The following is a 19,314-nucleotide window of genomic DNA, read 5'->3' as shown; positions in this document are numbered from 1 at the left end:
TGGGCGTGACGAGGTGCATCATGGACGAGCGTCAGGTTTTGCATCGCGCTGCGCAGATGTTATCGAAGGTCGCCGCGGGAAACGATCCCGCGGTGATCCTCGACGCCCTCGCGCAGTGCGTCCCTACCGTGGCGGGCCTGATCTCGGTGGTGCGCCCTGACGCGCCGCAGATCCTCATCAGTCACGCGATGCGTTTGCCCACGGAGCTCCTCGAGGGGTGGATGCGCACGCGCTCCGAGCACCTCGAACCCGCGCTCCGCCTCGTCTTCGAGGCGAGACCCGGCGGCTTCTGGCGGGACGCGGATACGATCGCAGGGCCGCTGCGTGACGGCCTGGAGGTGCTCCACGCCCTCGACGATTTCGGGCTGGGGGAGGGGGCCGGGTACAAATTGCATCAGCGGGTGGTCCCCGGCGGCGGAACGGAGCACGTCATGCTGGCACTGCTCACGGAGAGAGGGAAGCAATTCCCGAGGACCGCGCCCGCGATGATGGAAGCATTGGCCGCCGACGTGCGAGCCGCCGTTCATCGAGCCAGTTTGCCGCTGGTGGCGTCGCGCTCGATCCTGTCTCAAATCACGGAAGAGCAGGCGATGGGGTACATCTGCATCAACCGACGAAATGGCGCGGTCCTGGAGGTGAACCAGCGTGCGTTCGACCTGATCGCCAAATACCACGCCCGCGAAATCTCCAGGAGCCGCAGCGCCCTGCTCGATTTCGCGGACTCCGCACGGAGCTTCACGGCCACACGAGCCTCCTGGCAGATCGTTCATCCCACCGGTTTTTCCGTGCTCGAGGTGCACGTGCACGCGCTCGCCAAAGAAACGCACGAGCTTCACGAGGATGTACACCTCCTGGCGATGCGGGAGTGGATCCTGCCGAGCGTCCTGCGCCCGCCCCGCGCCGCGAGCTCACCCATTCTGGAGATGCTCCCGCCGCGCAAGCGTGAAATTGCCCTCCTCCTGGTGGGCTCGAGCCTTTCTTACAAGGAGATCGCCCACCGTCTGGGCATCAGCCCAGGGACGGTCCGTGCACACGTGCAGAACATCTACCGCATCGCCGGCGTGGATTCCCGCCCGGGGCTCACGACGCTCCTGAATGCTGGGTCGCATGACGAGGAGGATCGATGAATCGAAACGACGACGACTCGACGAACACGATGGTGCCGTCGCCGAACGGCTTGACGTTGCGATCCAACAAGATCCGCATCGAGGTGGGTGAGGGGCCGCAGGCCGGGGAGATGCGCGAGCTGCCGGGCCCCGAAATCAGGATAGGCAGCGGCGCCGACTGTGATTTCAAGGTCAAGGACCCGACCGTGAGCCGGCACCATTTGACCTTGCGGATCGAGCGAAACAAGATCCGGATCCTGGACGCCGGGAGCCTCAATGGGACCAACGTGGACGGCGTTCAGGTGCGGGATGGTTATGCACGCCCGGATTCGCGTATCACGATTGGCAAGACCGTATTCCGACTTTTGATGCTGAACACGATCATCGAGCTACCCCTCTTCCCCGGTGAATGCTTCGGGCAGATGCTCGGAAGGAGCACCGCGATGCGGGCCGTCTTTTCCGTGCTGGCACGCGCGGCGGAGACCGACGCCACGGTGCTGATCGAGGGAGAAACGGGGACGGGGAAGGAGGTGGCCGCGCGGGCGATTCATGACGCCAGCCCGCGGTCCGAGGGGCCCTTCGTCGTGCTCGACTGCTCGGCCATCTCTCCGGAGCTCGCGGAGAGCGAGCTCTTCGGGCACGTCAAGGGATCGTTCACCGGCGCGACGATGGATAGGCCTGGCATCTTCGAAGAGGCCGACGGCGGCACGGTCTTCCTGGACGAGATTGGGGAGCTCCCGCATGGCCTGCAACCGAAGCTCTTGCGGGCGCTCGAGAGGATGGAGGTGCGTCGCGTGGGAGCGAATCGGCCGAAGCAGTTCGACGTGCGCGTGGTCGCCGCCACGAACCGGCCGCTGGCCCGCGCCGTCGATCTCGGTGTGTTCCGCGAGGACCTGTATTATCGGCTCGCCGTGGTTCCGGTGCGCCTTCCGCCGCTCTCGGAGCGCTCCGAGGACATCCCCATGCTCGTTCGCCATTTCGAGAAGGAGCTCTCGAAGCGCATGCGGTCGACGCAGCCGCTCTCGCAGGAGGTCGTCGACAGGTTTTCGGGTTTGACGTGGAACGGCAACGTGCGAGAGCTTCGCAACGCCGTGGCGCGTGTCCTCGCGTTCGGGGCCGGGGAAGGGCCGAAGACCCCTGAAACGTGGGAGCCGGATGTACAGTCGCTCGGCATTCGCCTGGACGACCCGCTGCTCCACGGCCGCGACCGCGTGGCCCAGGCCTACGAAAAGCACTACCTGAGGCTGATGCTCCAGAAGACGGACGGCAATGTCTCACGCGCAGCGGAGCTCGCCGGCGTCGGGCGGAAATTCGTGCAGATGGCGATGAAGAGGTACGGCCTGCGCGGCGACCTCGAACCATGATTCCCGTCCGACTACGGGCTCTCGCTGGCCGCGGCCGCGCCCGCGGCATACCCATCGACGAACTCTTGTAGCTTCCGCATCTGGTAGGTCCGCACGAGCCCCCGGAGCTGCTCGAGCCACGGGCCGAGGCGCGGGTCGTCCTGCTCCATGCGCGCCGCTTCCGCCACCACGTTCCGGACCCGCCCCGACATCACCAGCCGCGAGAGAACGGCGAGCTCTTTCGCGGAAGGCGGCACGAGCGGACCCCGCTCCTGCGCCGCCGGGACCGGGGCCTTCTCCTCGGCATGCATCCACTCCACGCCGAGGAAGCGCTGGATCTTCTCGAAGAGCGCGCTCGCTTGCACGGGCTTGTGCAAGGCGTCGTTCCAACCGGCGCGGGCGCCGTCCTGCTTTTCGACGCCGGAGACATTCGCCGACGAGATCAGAATCACGACCTCCCCGAGCTCGGGCATCTGCCGCAAGCGGCGCGTGGCTTCACGACCGTCCATACCCGGCATGGCCAGGTCCATCAAAATGAGGCCAGGCCTGCGCTCCATCGCCAGCCGCAGCGCGGCCTCGCCGTCTTCGGCCTCGACGACCTCGAATCCGATCGGGGCCAGCAGATCGCTCACCAGGGCACGGTTGTGCGGGTTGTCGTCCACGACGAGGATCGTGCGGCGCTCGCCTCGATAGCCCGTGATGGTATCCCACCCGAGGACCTTGTCGGCGCTCGTGACCGTGGCCCCGTCCGCGAGCGGGAGCGTCACCGTGAAGGCGCTGCCTCGGCCGAGCTCGCTCTCGACCTCGATCGTGCCGCCCATCTGATCGACGATCCGCTTCGTGATGGCGAGGCCGAGCCCAGTGCCGTCGCCCTTCGCCTTGGAATCGCCGACCTGCTCGAAGGGATCGAAAATTCGTGAAAGGTGCTCCGGGGCAATGCCGGGGCCCGTGTCCTCGACCCGGAGCCGGAGCTTGCTCCCTTCCTCGGGACCACGTTTCAGCTCGTCGATGACGAGGCGGACGTCTCCTCGCTCCGTGAACTTGATGGCATTGCTCAAGAGGTTCAAGAGCACCTGCGTCAGGCGTTTCTCGTCGCCGTAGATCGCCGACGCCGTGCCACTGCGTATCTCTCGGGTGAAGGCAATGCTCTTCTGGTCGGCGCGCACGCGGCACAGATCCACCACCGTGCCCACCCAGGCGTCGAGGTCGAATTTCTTCGGGACGAGCTCCATCTTGCCGGCCTCGATTTTCGCGAGGTCCAGCAAGTCTTCCAGCAAGGAAAGGAGGTGCTCGCCCGATTTCTTGATCGTTTGCACGCCATCCCGGCTCTTCGCGGAGAGCTCGGGCGCGCGCGAGAGGACCTGGGCATACCCGAGGATTCCGTTGAGCGGCGTGCGCAGCTCGTGGCTCATGCTCGAGAGGAAATCGCTCTTTGCGCGGTTCGCCCGGTCGGCCGCCTCCTTGGCGATCCGAAGCTCGGCCGTGCGCTCCTTGATCTTGGCCTCCAGGTCCCGGTACAACATGGCATTCTCGACGGCGATGGCCGCCTGGGAGGCCAGCACCGACAAAAGCTCCACGCGCGCGGGCGGGAAGGCCGACGGCACGTCGCGGTGCTCGAGGTACAAGACGCCCACGAGATGGCCCCTGTGGGTCAAGGGCAGGGCGAGCAGCGCGAGCACCGCGCGCGACGCGAGGTAGGGGTCGCTGGCGAAGCGCGCCTCGTTCCTCGCATCACCCGTCACCACCGGCTCGCCCGTGCGGGCCGCATACTGCACCACGGTCGCCGGCACGTCGTGGCATTGCCCGAGCGGCTCCGACAGCCCCGTCTCGATACGAGCCCCCTCCACCGACAGCCGCGCCACGACGGAGAGCGCTTCCCCTTCGCTGAGCACGAGGGCGCCGCGCTGCGCCCCCGCATTCTCCAGCAAAAGCCCCATCAGCCGCCCCACCACGCGCTCCGGGTCGAGCTCGCTCGAGAGCGCCTGCGCCGCGCGCACCGCCGTGTTCACGTCGAAATTCGCGCCCGCCGTGGAGGTCGTCGTGGTCGCCGTCGCCATGCTCGTGCGCTCGGCGGCCGACGCGAGCGTGGGCGCCTTGAGCAAGGCGGGATATTTCGCGCTCAAATGGGCGACCACGTTGACGGCGCCCCAGCGCGTATAAGCGTCGCGCGCCTCGCGCAGGTACAGGGCACCGATGTGGCTCTTGCCCGTTTGCAGGCGGAACTCGGCGGCGAGGTGGGTCGAGAGGGCCTCGATGTGCAGGAAACGGTGCTCGCGCGAGAGCTCGATGGCCTCGTCGTACTTGACGATCGCCTCTTCGGTCTTGCCGAGAATGCGGGCGTATTCGGCCTCGACGAGGCGCAGCTTGTGGAGGAAGTTCGGCGCGCAGCCTTCCGCGAGATAACGCAGCCGCTCGAGGCCGTGCTCGATGTGCTCCCGCAGCCGCGCCTGCTCCTCGGCGCCCGCGGCGGTATGCCAGAGTTTCGCCGCCGAGATCGCGAGGAAAAGCGGGACATCCGTCACCGGCGGCATGCCGAGGATGTCGGCTCGATATTGGTCGGCCTCCCGCGCCCGCGAAAGCGCTTGCTCCCACCTGCCGGTGGCGCAGAACAGATAAGCTTCCAGGGTACGAGCGAGGCCGCCCGTGAACCCGTCCCCGTCGGCCAGGAGGGAACGCGAACCGCGCGACAACGGTTCGTCCTGCAGGAGCTTCGGGGCGCCGTCGGCGGTCATCAGCACCTCGCAAAAGGACGCGACCGCCTCGTAGTGGTGCCTCCCGACGGCATCTCCCGAGCGCTGCACGAGATCCCAACGAGCCTTGACCTGCGCGTCGACCTGAACGAGCGGCTGGCCACGCCAAACGCGGTGATAAAATAGCTCGGCCAGGAGGCCCCAGCTCGTGCCCGTGAACGAACCGATCTTCAAGCCGGCCGTGATGGCTCGTTCGTAGAGGGGTGCCGTCTCGTCGACCGGCCGCGAATAGACCATGTAGATCCCATGGAGCACCAGGCATTCGGGGAGCATCGGGGATCCCACGCGCTCTGCGGCACGCACCCCAGGTTCGACCCAGCGCAACACGCGGCGATACATGCCCGTGGCCACCGACCACACATTGGCGAAGCTGCAGATCATGAGGGTGGCCGCCGGCGTGAGGGACGCACGTCGCACCGCCTCGGAGACCAGGCGAACGATGATGAGCGTGTAAAGCATCGGCCGGCCGCCGTAGATCGAGCAGAGCTGCGTCTGCGTCATCAGGGCATCGATGAGCCGGTGCTCCAGGGACCACTCGGGCGGCATTGGATCAAATGCGCCGAGGTCCTTCTCCAGCCATCGATCGAGCGCGGCCGACTCCTCGACGAGCGCCGGCTGACACGCAGCGTCCGTGTCGGGGAAGGTCAACCCCCGCTCCGCGAGCGCCGCGAGACCAAGCCCGATTCCCCGCGTATACTGGCCCGTCGCTAGGCAGCAGCGGACGCGGATCTCCTGTGCCGACAGCCAAGGCACCACCGCAAGAGGCCGCACGAGCAAGGCGAGGGCGCGCGCTTCAACGTCGTCGAAATCGCGCAAGAGATAGGCCGCGTCCAGCCGCTCCAGGGCAATCTCCACCGACAACGCTTGCTCTTCCGGGGCGGCTCGCTCGCCGAGGAGCGCCTGCGCGGTCTCCAGCAGGGTGGCCATCAATCGGTAGGAGCTCGCCGCCTTCGCGACGCGCGCGGCCTCCAGGTTCATCCGCGAGACGTCCTTGCGCTCCTCCGCGTCCGTGATCCGCGCCGACCCCTGGTTCATGTGCCGCGCGAGCTCGAGGAGCTGCTGCGCCGTGCCCCCTTCGGCCCGATACCGCGCCCAGAGCCGCCGCCCAATCTCGAGGTGCGCGAGGACGCGCTGCTCCGGCGAGATCCGCTCGTAGCTCGCTTGCTGCACGCGGTCGTGCAAAAACCGGTAGGAAGCATCCAGCGTTCCTGCGCCCACCTCTCCGAGCGCCTGCGCCGGGCGATACGCCCCATCGACCGGCACGACCAGCTCCTCCTGCAGCGCCGGCCACAACGCCGCCGTCACCCGCGCGCGCTCCCACCCGCTCAATCGCTCCAGATCCTGGAGATGGAACGTATGCCCTGCGCACGCCGCGAGCCCCAAGAGCTGCTGCGTCGCCTCCGGCATGTCGCGCACCTTGTCCGTCAAGAGCGCGACGACGTTGTCGGTGACCTGCGCTCGCTCCAGGTCCGTTTGATTCCAGCGCCATTCCCCGGTCTCCACATCCCGCACGACGTGCTTCTGCCGGTGCAGGGAGAGGAGCAGTTGCTCCAGGAAGAACGGATTTCCGCGCGTCTTTTGCCATTGCACGCGCGCGAGCGGCGCCACGCGGCTCGGCTCGCTCTCGAGCGTGCGCGAAAGCCACTTTTGCACCTGCTCTTCCGACAGAGGGCCCACCGTCAGCCTCGATACCTTGGCCTCGCTCGCCTCCGTGGCCTCCACGAGCTTCCACAACGGATGCTCGGGGGGCGTCTCATTGTCCCGGTAGGCGGCAATCACCAGCAACGACTTTCGCTCCACGTCCGTCAGCAGCGTCTGCAGGATGATCAGCGTGGCGCTGTCGGCCCACTGCATGTCGTCCAGAAACATGACGAGCGGCGGGTTCGGCGTCGTGACCGCTCGAACGAAGTTCAGCCACGTGAGCTTCTGCCGGTTGAGGACCTGCTCGCCCTCCACGGGCGGCACCGGCGGCAATTTGCCCATGACGAGGTCGAGCTCCGGTACGACATCCGCAATCAGCCGCGCGTTGTCCCCGACCTCATTCCGGATCCGCGTCTGCCAGGTCTCGAGGACCGACTTCGGGCTCGAGAGCCATTGACGCATCAGCCCCCCGAAGGCTTGCGCGATCGCCGCGTACGGCGTCGACCGCGCGAGCTGATCGTGTTTGCCTGCAATCAGGAGTCCACGCCCGGCCTTCGCGATGTCGTGGTAGACCGTGCGCACAAGCGCCGTTTTGCCAATGCCCGACGGCCCGCCGACGAGCAAGAGCTCCGCCGTGCCCCGCGCGACGCGGGCAAACGACTCGCCGACCCGCTCGACGTCCTTCTCCCGCCCCACGAGCACCTGCGGCAGCCGCAGCTTCCGTGAGAAGTCCTTTTTGCCAAGCGAGAGGGGCTCCACCGTGCCCCGCTCGTGGAGCATGCGGAGCGCCTCCTCCAGATCCTCCGCCACGCCCCTGGCGGTCTGGTACCGCCGCTCGGGATCCTTCGCGAGGAGCTTCGAGACGATCGCCGACACGGCGCTCGGCACCTCCGGCGCAATCGTATCGAGCGGAGGCGGGGTCTTGGCCAGGTGCGCGTGCACCAGCGAAAGCGGATCGCGATCCGTGAAGGGCCGCCGCCCCGAGAGCACCTCGAAGAGCGTCACGCCCAGCGAATAGAGATCGGTACGTGTATCGAGGGCGCGCGCCGTGCGCCCGGTTTGCTCCGGCGAGATGTACGCCAGGGTCCCGTCCAGCGCTTCGGGAATGCTCGCCTCCGTCGCTTCCTGCGACAGGAGCGAGGCGATGCCGAAGTCGAGCAGCGTGACCTGCTCGTACGTTTCATCCACGAGCACGTTCTGGGGTTTGACGTCCTTGTGCATCACCCCGGCGGCGTGCACGCCCTCGAGCACCCGGGCCAGGCGTCGCCCGAACCGGAGCGCGGCCGCCACCGGCAAACGGCCCTGCTTGGCGAGCACCTGATCGACCGAACGGAATCCGGGGTTCTCGAGGACGAGCGCCACCGTGCCGTTCCGCTGCTCGAAGGCCTGCACGCGCGCCACGCCGGGCACGGACGCGAGCTGCCGGAGCACCTGATGCTCGTGGACCAGCCGCCCCATCACGCGCGGGGCCGGCACCTCGGCGACGGGGACCTTGATCACCACCTGCGCGCCCGAGGGACGATGCACCGCCCGATGGACGCGTGTCTCGCTTCCCTCATAGACGATGTCCCCAAGTTCGTACCCCGTGAGTTCCATCCTCGAACCCCTCCCGTGCGTCTCGTCGAGCGGCACGATATCCGAATCGTACACCATACTAACCTCGGCAGGGCTGCAAACGTCAATGCAATTTTGAAAGATATTTCACGATGTCGTGGTACGCCAAACCGTGTGTGCACACGATGGAAAACCACCCCTCATGGACGGCGTGTCAGGCGCGTGACGCATAACCCGTGCATCCAGGTTTTTGCAGAACCGCCGGACCCCGTTCCATGGCGCGACGTCGCATGCTTGGCCCTTTACTGCCGTGGTACTTCTTGATAGGGTCCACGCTCATCTTCTCGGGCGCGGGATGGACGATCTGACGCAATTCAATGGTCTCGTGGTCGCGGTCGATGACAACCCCATCAACCTCGACACGCTTCTCGAAGCCTTGTCGGGCGAGCGTCTGGATCTTGCCGTCGCCACGGACGGCGTCATGGCGATGAGCCTGATCGAGCGCGAGCAGCCCGATCTCGTCCTCCTCGACGTCATGTTGCCGGATATCGACGGTTTCGAGGTGTGCCGGCGCCTGAAGGCCAACCCGCAGACCGCCGATACGCAAATCGTCTTCATGACCTCCTTGAGCAATCGGGAGCACCGGCTGCAGGGGCTGCATGCGGGCGCCGTGGATTACATCAGCAAGCCCTTCGATACCGAGGAGCTCCTCGCGCGCATCCGCCCGCACATCGCCGTCCGGCGCATGACACGGGCGCTGCAGGAAAAGAATACGAGCCTGGAGGCAGAGATCCGGCAGCGCGTCGCCGTCGAGGCCGCGCGCGAGGCGCTCCTCGTCGAGCTCATGTCCCGCACCGACGAGCTGCACGAGGCCAAGGAGCGGCTCGAACGCGAGCTCGTCGAGAAGGGCCGCGCCAATGCGGAGCGGACCGCGCTCCACGAGCAGATCATCGCCGCCCAGCACACCCGGCTCCTCGAGCTCTCCACGCCGCTCATTCCGATCACGGATCGCATCCTCGTGATGCCGCTCATCGGAACGATGGATACCGCGCGGGTCCAGCAGGCCATCGAGACGATGCTTCAGGGCGCCAGCAGCCGCTCCGCCGACTTCATCATCCTCGACATCACGGGCTTGAAGCGCGTGGACGAGAACGTCGCCAGCATGCTCCTCACGGCGGCCAGCGGCCTGCGGCTCCTGGGGACGCGCACGGTGATCACAGGGATCCGTTCGGAGGTGGCCCGAACGCTCGTCCATAGCGACGCATCGCTGCAAGGGATCGTCACGAAGGCCACGCTGCAGGACGGCATTGCCGTGGCCATGCAGGCGGCCCGTCATCGAGGGTAGGGCGCCTCGCGCTGCCGGAGCGCGATTTCAGTGCCGCAGCAGCGACAGCTTGCGCACGCCGGTCATGTTCGGGCTGGGGAGGAACTCCGGCGGCGCGTCAGGATCCAGGCGCAGGCCCGGGAATCGATCCATCAGGATGTTCAACGCGACCCGGCCTTCCAGCCGGGCGAGGGGAGCGCCGATGCAGAAATGGATGCCTCGCCCGAAGGCGACGTGCGGGTTCGGATCGCGGGACGGGTCGAACACGTTCGGATTCGTGAACTGCCGAGGATCCCGGTTCGCCGCCGCGATCCACACCATGAGGAGCTGATCGGCCGGAATCGTCTTGCCGCCGAGCTCGACCGCGCGCATCGTGACCCGACCGAGGACCGCGAATGGGCTGAAGAAGCGCAGCGATTCCTCGATCGCCGCGGGCACGAGCGACCGGTCCGCGCGCACCCGCGCCTTCTCGGCCGGGTTCGTATCCAGGCAAAGCACCGTGTTGCCGAGCAGCATGGTCGTGGTGATGTGCCCCGCGATCAAGAGGATGTTCGCGAAGTTGGCGACCTCGGTCTCCGTGAGCCGGTCGCCGTCCACTTCGGCCTCGACGAGCTTGGTGAGCAGGTCCGCGCGAGGCTTTCGCCTGCGCTCTGCGGCGTGCGCGCTGAGGTAATCGGTCAGGTGCTTGGCCTGCTCGAGCGCGACCTCGACCATGCGGTCCTGCTCTTCGGAGCGCTTGACGAGGGAGAACTGCAAGGAGTTCTCCAGCATCTTGTCGACCCATTGCTTGAACATGTCGCGGTCGCTGCTCGGCACCCCCAAGAGCTCGGCGATGACGATGACCGGGAGCGGGTACGCGAGATCGGCCACGAGCTCCAGCCGGTCCCGCCCGTCCACCGCGTCGAGCAGCTCGTGCGTCAGGCGCGCGATTCGCGGCTCGAGGTCCGCGACGACCTTCGGCGTGAAGGCGTGGCTGACGAGATTCCGGAGCTTCTTGTGCTCCGGCGGGTCCATCCGCACCAGGTTGCCCTCGTTGGATCGCTTGATCTCCGGGACCATGCGCATGGTCTCGGACGAGAACAGGCCGGGATCACCGAGGATCCGCAGCGTCTCCGGATATCCGTAGACGTTCCACATCCCGAGATCAGGCGCGAACTGGACGGGTTCGTCCGGGATTTGCCCGCGTAGCCAGAACTGCGCCTTGTGAATGCCCCACGTATCAGCCTGCGTCGTCATGGCGTTCCCCTTTCAGCGCGCTTCCGGGCCCGGGATCAGCCGGGCTCGGCGGCGTAGATCCATGTGCGGTAACAAGCGATGAGATCATCGAAGATCGCGCAGAGCTCGGCGGCGGCCGCCGCCAACACCTCCTTCGGTGGCTCGCCGGCAGGCTCGAAGGCGTGCCGGATGACGTGCGCGAGGGCGTCGGCCCTGGCTTCCACGTCGAGGCCGACGCTCGTCGGGTCGACCGTGCCGAGCAGGTAAAACCCGGCCGAGGTGGCCCGCAGCGCATGAACGATATTCGGGACGTCCGCGCGGAGCAGGCCGTGGCGGGCCAGGATCTCGAAAAACCTGTCGGTCACGAGTAGCTCCTTGCTCCCGAGCGTGCCCTCCCGCAGCTTGCCGAGCAATTCGACGTTCCCGACGACCAGGGCCATCGTGAGTGGCCTTTGATGGACCGCCAGGAACGAACTCCGCACGAGGCGGTGGGGCTTGATCTCGGCCACGTCGCTCCGCAGCCGGTCCCGCATCCCCTCGACGAGGACGATGGATTCACGCCGGAGCAGCGCCTGGAAGAGCTGCTCCTTGGAGCGCCAGTGCAGGTACACCGTGCCCTTGCCGATGTCCGCCTGCTTGGCGATGTCCTCGATGGTCACCTTCCGGTAGCCCATGCGCAGCAGCAGCATGGCCGCGGCGTCGAGGATGCGATCGGCGCGGCTGCTGGCCTGGGACGGGCGTTGGAACACGGGGCGCTCTCCTGGCTGACCTGTTGACCAGTTTTGAGCTTCTGGTCAACAGGTCAAACGAAGGTAGCAGCCTCGCATGCGGAGGCAAGGGAGAACCGGCGTGCGCGCGTGAGGGGCCCCGGGGCAGGCCCCCTGGCTAGAAGGATTGCACCACCTTGCCCTCGCGCTTCACCTGCACGAGGTGCTTGCCTTCGAACGCGTAGGCGCGGCTGGTCACGACCTCCGCCGGGGTCTGCTTCACCGACTTGTCCTTCTCTTCGCGCGAGAGATCGCCGTAGAACGTGATCTCATCCCCCTTGGCGAGCTGCATCGAGGCAGGGAGGTCGGCGAAGGTGACCTCCGCGATGCGGATGCTCGTCTTCGATCCCACCTTGCAGTCGCGCTTGTAGACGGGGTTGTTGTTGAGGTCGTACGACTCGATGACGCCCGTCGAGCGGCAATCGTAGTTGAACGGCTCGGTCTTGCGCTGCTCGCCGACGATCACGACCTTGGCCCCCTCGCGCTGGAGCGAGGTGAGGGTGTAGGGCCCGGTGTAAAAGAGCTTGGGCGCCTTGGGCTCGCGGTCGAGTGTCCCCGTCTCGAGCCGGGGGACCTTCCATTCCTGCATCACGAGCGCCGCCGCCGACGCCGATTGCAGGCTCTGGAGCTTCTTGTCGACCTCGGCGTGACGCGCGGCGGCGACCGGCCAGCGCGCCGGCGCGTCGCGGCCGGGCTCCCAGCCGCCGATGTCGGGCAGCTTCGGCGTGCGCTGCGTGCCGCTCACCTCGGCGTAGGCGCAAAAGACGTCGCGATCGAACGTCTTGTCCTCGGACCAGGGCCGGCCGAAGCGCGAGAACTTCTCGACCTGATCCCCCACGGGCTTCACGAAATCGGCGAGCGCGAACTCGTGGCCGGTCTCGCGGTGCACCTGGAAGAGGGCGACGAGGATGTCGTAGCGCAAGCCCACCCAGGTCATGGGATGCGCGCCGTGCAGCTTCAGGCCCTTTTGCTCGGCCTCCTTCAGGACGTCGGACAGGAGCGTGTTCAGGCCCGAGGCCTGCTCGTAGTAGTTGCCCTGCTTGCGCAGCGCCACGAGCTGCGGGCGGTGCTTCTCCTCAATCGAGGCCCAGCCCTTGCGATAATCCTCGTAATCGGCAAAGCATTGTTTTTGCCAGGTACGGTTGACGGCGCCTTGGGCCAGCGCGTTCGTGAGCTCGATGGTCGAGAGGTCGTTCGACCAGCCGGGGATCCACTCCGGATCGACGTTCCCGCGCTTGAACAGCCCGGTCGTATCGACGCCGGCTTTCTGGAAAAACGCCCTGCCGCTCGCGCGCGTCTGCGTGCAGCAGGTGTAATCGATGGACTGGTAGAGCTCGAGAAGCTCCTTGTCGGTGGACTTCGGGCCCGAGGCCTGGCCGGAGCCGGAGGCCTGGCCGGAGCCGGAGGCCTCCGACGGCTCGCCGGACGAAGACGAAACGGAGGAGGGCAGGCCCCCCACCTTGATGAAGCCGCATCCGGCGACGAAGGTGGCGAGCAGCGATGCGAGGAGCGTTCGTGTCATGGTCGTGGTCGATGGTCTTCTGGGTGGGAAGGTGCGGGCGCAGCCGCGCACACGTCTCCCGCTGCCCGAGGTGACCCCCAGCAGCAGGCGCTTGCTCTAGAGGACGGAGAACCCGCGCGCGTTTGCGTGTTTTGTTTGTCTGGTACGCGCGCTTACGGGGACGTTCCCCCTACGAGCGCCCGTCGAGCATGCTCCGGGAGACCTCGAGCTGGCTCTGGACGAGGAGCAGGATGTTGTCGACTTCGCGCCCGCTCAGCCGCAGCCGCGCCATCAAGGCGTTGCGCACCCGTCCCATGAGGGTCGCGCGTGTCTTCGCGAGGCTCCGGCTCACGGCAGAGGGCGAGACCCGGTAGAGCGCGGCGAGCGCCTCCAGGTTGGCGCCGTCGAGATAATACTGCTGCAGCAGCGTCCGCTCCCGCGCGGAGAGCGCGCCCAGGGCGTCGCGCAGGGCGAGCTTGAGCTCGGCGAGCGAGGTGCGCTTCAGGTGCGACAGCTCCGGATGGTCGGCGGGGACCTCGATGGCGTCGAGCAGCTCGTCCTCGACGGGGATCTCGCGCGCGGCGCGCAGGGCGTCGATGCTGGCGCGCACGGCGACGGCCCGGAGCCACCGGCGCAGCTCCCCGCGGCCCCCGTACTCACGAATCTTCGGCCCGGTCCCCGGCTCCCCGACGAAGAGCTTTTGCCGCAGCACCTGCAGGACGTCGTCCGCGTGGCTGCCGGACCGATCGACCTGCTGGATCGCGGCCGCGAGGTCCGGGATGTAGGATCGCTCGAACGCCGCGAGCGCCGCGCGGTCGCCCCGCTCGCACGCACAAGCGAGGTAGAGGTCGCCGAGGCGCAACGTGCCGAGCGCCCGTTCGAGCGTCTCCACGTCCCCCGCGGGGAGCCGCGTCGAGAGCCAGCGCACGAAGGCCTCCGCGGGCACATCGATCTCCGGCCACGGGGCCCGCGCGGACGCGACGGCTCGTTCCAGGAGCCCCCCGAGCGCGTCCTGCCCCTCGTGTCGCGCCGCCCCTTGCCCGCTCTCCTGCGCCAGGAAGACCTCCGTGAGACGGCACGATGGAGCGGTCACGCGCGGACTTTACCGGATTCATGCGACCCCTGTACAGTCACGCGTGGTCCACGGCGCGCTTGCACGAAGCACGGCGTCGTGCACGGCAACGGCATCGGATGAGCTGCCTGAGTGACAACACGGTCGCCGAGTTCGCGGAGGGCCTGCTCGAGACCCGCGCGGCCGAGCGGGTCGAGCAACACGTCGCTTCTTGCGTGACCTGCCGGAAGCTCTTGTCCGAGCTGGCCAAGCAGATCTCCGGGCTCGAATTGCCCGATCATGAGGCGGGCGCCACGGACGAGCTGCGCGCCGGGGAGGAGGGCAGGGCGACCCCGCGAACCAGGGCCTTGGCGGCCGGGGCGGCGCCGGCCAGGGAGCTTTCCCGGGGCGCGTCCCTCGGGCGGTACATGATCCTGGAGACGCTGGGGGCCGGGGGAATGGGCGTGGTGTTCGCCGCCTACGACCCCGAGCTCGACCGGAAGGTCGCGCTCAAGATCCTGCGGCAGGAGATCCTGCAGCGGGCCCCGGGCGCCGAGCTCCGGCTCATGCGCGAGGCGCAAGCCATGGCGCGCATCTCCCACCCGAACGTGCTGGCCATCCACGACGTGGGCACGCTCGGGGAGGGTCTGTTCTTCGCCATGGAGTACGTCGACGGCGCCACGCTCGCCGGGTGGCTCTCGCAGAAGGAGCGCTCGTGGCGCGAGATCCTCGACCTCTTCGAACAGGCGGGCCGAGGGCTCGCGGCAGCACACGCCGCGGGGCTCGTGCACCGCGATTTCAAGCCGGAGAACGTCCTCGTCGCGCGGGACGGGCGCGTCCGCGTCGCCGATTTTGGCCTCGCGCGTGCCCTCGCCGCGCCCCCGCCGTCCCCGGAGGACGTGCCGGAGACACGAGGAGACAACGAGGCCCTCGCGTCGTTGACCCGCTCGGGCGCCGTCCTGGGAACGCCCGCCTACATGGCGCCGGAGCAATTCGAGGGCGTCTCCGTCGACGCGCAGGCCGACCAATTCAGCTTCTGCCTCGCGCTCTTCGAGGCGCTCTACGGCGAGCGGCCCTTCACCGTGAACACGCGCGAGACGGTCCTGACCGAGGCGCCTTCGGGGAAGTTGCAGCGGCCGAAAGACGTGCCCGGCGTGCCCGCGCGTGTGCTGCGCGCGCTCGAGCGGGGCCTCCGGCCCTCGCCGGAGGAGCGCTTCCCGTCCATGGACGCGCTCCTCGCCGCGCTCACGCAAGACGAGCAGCGCACCTTCCGGAACCGCGTCCTCGGCGCCCTCACCGTGGCGGCGATCGGGGGCGTGGGGGTCTTCGGCGCGCTGCGTGCCGCCGAGCCGAGCGCGCCGCTTTGCAGCGGGGCGCCGGAGATGTTCGCGGGCGTCTGGGGGGAGCCGCAAAAACGAGCGATCCGCGAGCGATTCCTCGCGACGGAGCTCCCGTACGCGAAGGATGCGTGGCTCGGCACCGAGCAGGCGCTCGATGCCTACGGGCGAGGGTGGTCGACGATGCACACCGAGGCGTGCGAGGCGACGCGGCTGCGCGGCGATCAATCCGACGAGGTGCTCTCGCTGCGGATGCTTTGCCTCGATCGGCGACGCGAAGAGGTGCGCGCGCTCGTCGGCGTGCTCGAGACGAGCGGCAAGGACCAGGTCGCGAAGGCCCCCGAGGCCACGAAGTCGCTCGGCGACGTCTCGGTCTGCGCCGACGTCGAGGGGCTCCGGTCTCCGGTGCGCCTGCCCGAGCGGCAGGCGGCGGCGGACGAAGCCCGAGAGATCCGCGCGCAGATCGCTCGCGCCTCGGCGCTCTCCGCCGTCGGCAGATACCCGGAGGGCCTCTCCGTCGCCGAGGCGACGGTCACGCGCGCGCAGACCCTCGCCCACACGCCGACCGAGGCCGAGGCGCTCACGACGCTGGCCGATCTGCAGAGCGCCGCCGGGGATCCCAAGGCTGCCGAGGCGTCGCTCCGGCGCGCGTTCTCCGCGGCCCAGGCGGGACACGACGACCGAGCGGCGGCATATGCGGCCATCCAGCTCGTCGACGTCGTGGGCGCGCAGCTCCGCCGCTTCGACGATGGCCTGCACTGGGCCTGGCTCGCCGAGGCCCTGCTCCGCAGGGGCAAAGAGGACGAGGGGCTCCTGGCCCAGCTCCACGAAAACCGGGGGGATGTCTACCTGACGAAGGCCGATCACGCCCGCGCCGGGGAGCAGTACGCGCGCTCGCTCGTGTTGTGGCAGCGCGTGGTCGGGCCGCAGCACCTGCGGGTGGCCACGGAGCAGTACAACCTGGGTCAGGTGGCGATGTGGCGCGGCGACATGGCCGAGGCCATGGAGCAGACGCGTCGCTCGAGCGAGCAACTCGAGGCCCTCCTCGGCCCGCATCACCCGAAGGTCGCGTTCGTCTTGTCCGGGATCGCGACGGCGCATTTCAACGAGGGGCATCACGTCGAGGCGCTCGCGGTTTTCAAAAAGGCGCTCGCGATCCAGCGAGCGGCGCTCGGCCCCGAGCACGTCAACGTCGCGCGTACGCGGCTAGGCATGGGCCACGCGCTCTCGGCGCTGCACGAAAACACCCAGGCGCTCGCCGCTTACCAGGAGGCGCTCTCGATCTTCGAGAAAGACAAAAGCACGCTTTCCCTCTCCGCGGAGGTGCTCCTGGGAATCTCGTGCACGCAAGTGGACGCGGGTCGCCTGGAAGAGGCGCTCGCCGCGAGCGAGAAAGCACTTTTGGCCTTCGAGCAGGTCTTTGGGCCCGAGCACGACCAGGTGGCCGCGGCCCTCAACAACATGGGCGATGTCCTCCTGGAGCTCGGGAGATCGGAAGAGGCCGGCGCGCGTTTCAGCCGCGCGCAGAAGATGTGGGAGAAGGTCAACGGCCCCGAGGATTTCCAGATCGGCATTGCGCTCACGGGGCGGGGCCAGGTGGAGCGGCGCTTGGGACGCTCCGCGCAGGCGGTATCCCTGCTCGAGCAGGCGGTGGAGAACCTCGAGAAATACGACGGCAATCCTGTATTTCTCGCCCTCGCGCGCTTCGAGCTCGCCCAGGCGTTATGGGACGGCGAAAAGGCGCGCGACCGCGCCAAGCACCTCGCGACCCAGGCCGAGCAGGCGCTCGCGAGCATGGGCGAGGCCGAGGCGAAGGAGCTCGTGCGTGTCCGGGGGTGGCTCTCGCGCGTGGTAGGCCGCTGATCGACCGAGGCTCAGCCTGCGTGGCTGGGCACCCAGCCGACTTCACCTTCACCGCGCCCATTTCGCCCCGCAGGGTGCTGCCTATACTTTGGAGGTGACTCCAAAGCGGGTGCGCGCGAGCCAGCTTGAGGTCGAGCCCCCGCCTCCGCCGCTCACGTTGATCGAGCGTGTCCCCGGGTCGATCGGGGCGGGTTCGCTCTTCCAGGGTCGTTACGAGATCCTCTCCAAGCTCGGCAAGGGAGGGTTCGGCACCGTCTACCAGGCGCGCCAGATCACGACCAACCAGCTCGTCGCGATCAAGGTCATGCGCTCCGGCATGGCAGGCGACCACGACCGCCGTGTCGCGCGCTTCCAGCGCGAGATACGCCTTTGCGCCCGGCTGCACCATCCCAACATCGTCCGGCTCATCGACTCCGGCCGTACGGCGGAGGGGCTGCTCTACACCGTCTTCGAATTCGTCCCGGGGGAGAACCTCGCGGACCTCCTCGCCAGGGAGGGCCCGCTCGATCCACGCGAGGCCAGGCACCTCATGCTCCAGGTCCTGGATGCGCTCAGTTGCGCCCATGCCCAAGGGGTCGTCCATCGGGACATCAAGCCAGCGAACATCATGGTGGTCCCGACCGGAGCGCGCCGAAACGCCATGGTGCTCGACTTCGGCATCGGCGCGCTCGTCGACGCGATGGCGGGGTCGAGCCCGGGCAGGGCGACCAGCCTTGAAGTCCTGTGCACGCCCGAATATGCCGCGCCGGAGCAAATCGAGGCGACGCGGCCGACCCCTCGCTCCGACCTCTACGCCTGGGGGCTCGTCTTCCTGGAGAGCCTCACGGGCAAGCCGGTCATCACGGGCGGCTCCTTGCAAGAGGTCCTCCTCAAGCAGATGAGCCGCATGCCTATCCCCCTTCCCAGGCCACTCTGGGGCCACCCCCTCGGCGAGATCCTCCAAAAGGCGACCGTGAAGGACGTCCGCAAGCGCAATGTCGACGCCGAGGGGCTCTTCTGGAAGCTCCAGGCCTGCGACGTCCACGCGCTGCGGCGGGAGTCCTTCCTCACGTCCGCCGCCGGGCCCGCGGAGCGGTCGGCGACGATCCCCCTGCGGACCCGGGCCGAGGGCCGCGGCCTTGCGCTCGTCCCGTCGAGGCACGCCCCCGAGGCCGAGCGGCGGCAGGTCACGGCCCTCTGTTATGGCCTGACGGCGCTCGGCCCGGGCCCGGCGTCCATCGATATCGAGGAGGTCGAGGAGCTCATCAGCCGGGAGCAGGCGCGCGGAGCCGACCTCGTGCGCCGCCACCAGGGCCGCTTCGCCGGTGCGCTCGGCGAGGAGGTGTTGAGCTACTTCGGCTGCGAGGCGGGCCCGGAGGAGGGCGCCCTCGCCGCGGGCCGCGCCGCGCGGGAGCTCCTTTCGAGGGTGCGCAGCGAGAGCCACCGGCTCGAGGCCGAACGCGGGATCCGCCTCGAAATTCGGATCGGCCTGCATACCGGTCGCGTGGGGAACCGCGACATGCGCGGCCCGGCGTACGCGCTCGGGACCACGCCCGGGATCGCCGCGCGCCTGAGCGCGCTCGCGGCCCCCGATACCATCGTCCTCAGCAGCACGACCTCCCGGCTCCTCGAAGCCCATTTCGCGCTCGTACGCGGCGGAGCGTTGCCCGTCGAGGGGCTCGACCGCCCCGTCGAGGTCTTCCTCTTGCGAGGCGAGCAGGCCGTCGGTTAGACCGAGAAAAATCGTCGAATACGGTGCCCGGCCGTCCGGAACAGGGCCCCCCATTCTCGGCGTGCGAGGTGCGCCCCCGGCCTCGCGGGGGCCACGATTTCTGTTAAGCTCCCGCACCTTTTGATTTCGGTCGCGGTGCGCCACCGGGCGT

General features: G+C 68.1%; 10 protein-coding genes. 5 read left to right on the top strand and 5 right to left on the bottom strand.

Features of this window, described 5'->3' with window-relative positions; all coding sequences use genetic code 11:
* Positions 1 to 20 precede the first annotated feature (20 nt).
* Both E8A74_RS45155 and E8A74_RS45150 read left to right on the top strand, forming a co-directional pair.
* Positions 21 to 1,127 (top strand): helix-turn-helix transcriptional regulator, encoded by a 1,107-nt coding sequence (locus tag E8A74_RS45155; protein ID WP_170229866.1) that lies wholly within the window; start codon positions 21 to 23, stop codon positions 1,125 to 1,127.
* Entirely contained in the window at positions 1,124 to 2,470 is a 1,347-nt protein-coding gene (locus E8A74_RS45150; RefSeq protein WP_136935360.1) for a sigma 54-interacting transcriptional regulator, read from the top strand. Before E8A74_RS45155 ends, E8A74_RS45150 begins: the two co-directional genes overlap by 4 nt.
* A gap of 11 nt (positions 2,471 to 2,481) precedes the next feature.
* Here E8A74_RS45150 and E8A74_RS45145 read toward each other — a convergent pair whose 3' ends face one another.
* Positions 2,482 to 8,493, bottom strand: coding sequence for an AAA family ATPase (locus tag E8A74_RS45145; protein WP_232380036.1), 6,012 nt, complete (start codon positions 8,491 to 8,493; stop codon positions 2,482 to 2,484).
* A gap of 256 nt (positions 8,494 to 8,749) precedes the next feature.
* Between E8A74_RS45145 and E8A74_RS45140 the strand changes: the two genes are divergently transcribed.
* On the top strand, positions 8,750 to 9,739 hold the full coding sequence (locus tag E8A74_RS45140) for a response regulator (RefSeq protein ID WP_136935359.1): 990 nt from the start codon (positions 8,750 to 8,752) through the stop codon (positions 9,737 to 9,739).
* A 27-nt stretch (positions 9,740 to 9,766) separates the two neighbouring features.
* Here E8A74_RS45140 and E8A74_RS45135 read toward each other — a convergent pair whose 3' ends face one another.
* From E8A74_RS45135 to E8A74_RS45120, 4 genes are all read right to left on the bottom strand, one after another.
* Positions 9,767 to 10,954, bottom strand: coding sequence for a cytochrome P450 (locus E8A74_RS45135; RefSeq protein ID WP_136935358.1), 1,188 nt, complete (start codon positions 10,952 to 10,954; stop codon positions 9,767 to 9,769).
* 35 nt (positions 10,955 to 10,989) lie between these two features.
* Positions 10,990 to 11,682 carry a TetR/AcrR family transcriptional regulator gene (locus E8A74_RS45130; protein WP_136935357.1) on the bottom strand — a complete coding sequence of 231 codons (693 nt, stop codon included), beginning with the start codon at positions 11,680 to 11,682 and terminating at the stop codon, positions 10,990 to 10,992.
* 136 nt (positions 11,683 to 11,818) lie between these two features.
* On the bottom strand, positions 11,819 to 13,222 hold the full coding sequence (locus E8A74_RS45125; protein ID WP_136935356.1) for a hypothetical protein: 1,404 nt from the start codon (positions 13,220 to 13,222) through the stop codon (positions 11,819 to 11,821).
* Positions 13,223 to 13,391: 169 nt separating this feature from the next.
* The gene (locus tag E8A74_RS45120) at positions 13,392 to 14,294 is read right to left on the bottom strand and encodes a sigma-70 family RNA polymerase sigma factor (RefSeq protein WP_136935355.1); all 903 of its coding nucleotides are present in this window, start codon (positions 14,292 to 14,294) and stop codon (positions 13,392 to 13,394) included.
* 98 nt (positions 14,295 to 14,392) lie between these two features.
* Between E8A74_RS45120 and E8A74_RS45115 the strand changes: the two genes are divergently transcribed.
* Positions 14,393 to 17,452: a serine/threonine-protein kinase gene (locus E8A74_RS45115; protein ID WP_136935354.1), complete on the top strand. Its 3,060-nt coding sequence runs from the start codon at positions 14,393 to 14,395 to the stop codon at positions 17,450 to 17,452.
* Between the two features lie 94 nt (positions 17,453 to 17,546).
* Positions 17,547 to 19,163, top strand: a complete 1,617-nt coding sequence (locus E8A74_RS45110) for a protein kinase domain-containing protein (protein WP_136935353.1) — start codon at positions 17,547 to 17,549, stop codon at positions 19,161 to 19,163.
* Positions 19,164 to 19,314: the final 151 nt, after the last annotated feature.

Origin of the sequence: Polyangium fumosum (assembly GCF_005144585.1) — a bacterium.
Classification (GTDB): domain Bacteria; phylum Myxococcota_A; class Polyangia; order Polyangiales; family Polyangiaceae; genus Polyangium; species Polyangium fumosum.
Note: the sequence above shows the minus strand (reverse complement) of the source record. Positions and strands in the feature narration are given on the sequence as shown.